Below are 1,655 nucleotides of genomic sequence, written 5' to 3' on the forward strand. Positions count from 1 at the left end.
CAATGGAATCATGAGTGTTCAAGTTGCAATAGCTTTAATTGTGCGTGTGTTATAATGAAGAGAGCTAATTCAAATACCTTGCTTTATTAATATAATAAAACAAGACCTATTTAGTGAGTTCAAAGTCTTCTAAAGTCTTTCCTTCACATCATGCAGTAATACAGTTTTATGTATTTGATACTCTGAGGAGCCATCAACCTTTATTATCATTATTGGTTACCTTGATACCATCAAGCTCTGAAAATGCAATGCTTTGCTATTTGCTTTAGTGTTTTCTTTATTGATTCTATTATTTGAAATTTTTTTTCGTCTTTCACTACAATCTTTACTTCATGAGTGATATACAGCTTTGGTAAGCTCTCAATCATCTGAGATAGGCTTTGGTTTTTCTTGAGTAAAATGTCAATGGCTTTAACAGCAGAATACAATCCGTCATCAAAACCCAGCTCAGAAAAGAAAAAGTGCCCACTCAGTTCACCGGCAAACTTTGCCTCTTCCTCTAACATCTTTTTCTTAACCAGTGAGTGTCCAGAAGCGCAGGCAATTACTTGCCCTCCTAACTTGCTAACGAAATCATGTACTTTCATGCTCATTTTTATGTTAGCAATAACTTTGCTTTTTGTGTATTCATCCAATACTTCACGCGCAAAAATCATAAATAAGTGGTCGTTGGAAACAACATTGCCTTTATTATCAATCAGGCGTACCCTATCACTATCGCCATCAAGTGCAATGCCAAGATCACATTTATCTTTCTTTTCAATATTAATTAATTGAGCAAGATTTTTTTTCTTCTATAGGATCTGGATCGTGCAATGGAAATACTCCATCTATAGCGTTATTGGTTACGATATGCGTATGACCTGGTAGGATCTTTTCAATATACCTTACAATTCCACTTACTGAGCTGTTTCCACAATCCCAGGCTATTTTCAGCTTTTGTGTAGTATTATTCTTTAATGCACTCTTTAATATGTGAATGTACTCGCTGTATATGTTTATGTTAATTAAGCTTCCAATTTTTGTACTGCTTTTGATTGGACTGCTTATAATTTCCTTTATTTCTTGATCTGAGTAGACTTTTTTACTGCTAAAAAAATTGAAGCCATTGCATTCGCTGGAGTTATGTGAAGCAGTAATAATGATACCAAGGTCTGCCTGCGTAATTTGCGTTGCAGTGTAGAGCATAGGTGAAGAGCACAGTCCTATACGTATAGCGTTTGTTCCAGATAAAGTTAAGCCCCTGATTAATTCTTTTTCTATACTTGGTGAGTCTATTCTGCTGTCGTAGCCCACGCAAACATTAGTTACGGTTTGGCCAAACTTCTTGCGTATCTCATACCCATCGTCGATCTGTAGGTCTTTGCCTACCACACCTCTAATATCGTATTTTCTTATGATAGCATTATCCATGTTGTCTATTAAATAATAAATAACTTTTCAGTATATAGAGAAAATCCACAAATACTCAATTTTATTTACGCTTCTGTTAGTTGATTTTTAAGTTTAAAGTTTTAATATTTAAATATGTTGTTTAGCAAATGGTAAGGTAATGTTAGAGGGAAACGAAGGTTTATTTATAGTTGAGAATCAAAGTTTAGATGTAGATAAACAGAAAAAAAATGATATTCTAAGTGTCATTGAATCTTGTAACA

Annotated in this window: 1 pseudogene; it reads right to left on the bottom strand. The window is 34.0% G+C overall.

The features are described 5' to 3' along the window. Positions 1-106: 106 nt before the first annotated feature. Positions 107-1,413, bottom strand: a pseudogene (locus HET73_RS09590) (phosphomannomutase/phosphoglucomutase). Positions 1,414-1,655: the final 242 nt, after the last annotated feature.

Source organism: Wolbachia endosymbiont of Atemnus politus (genome assembly GCF_013309895.1).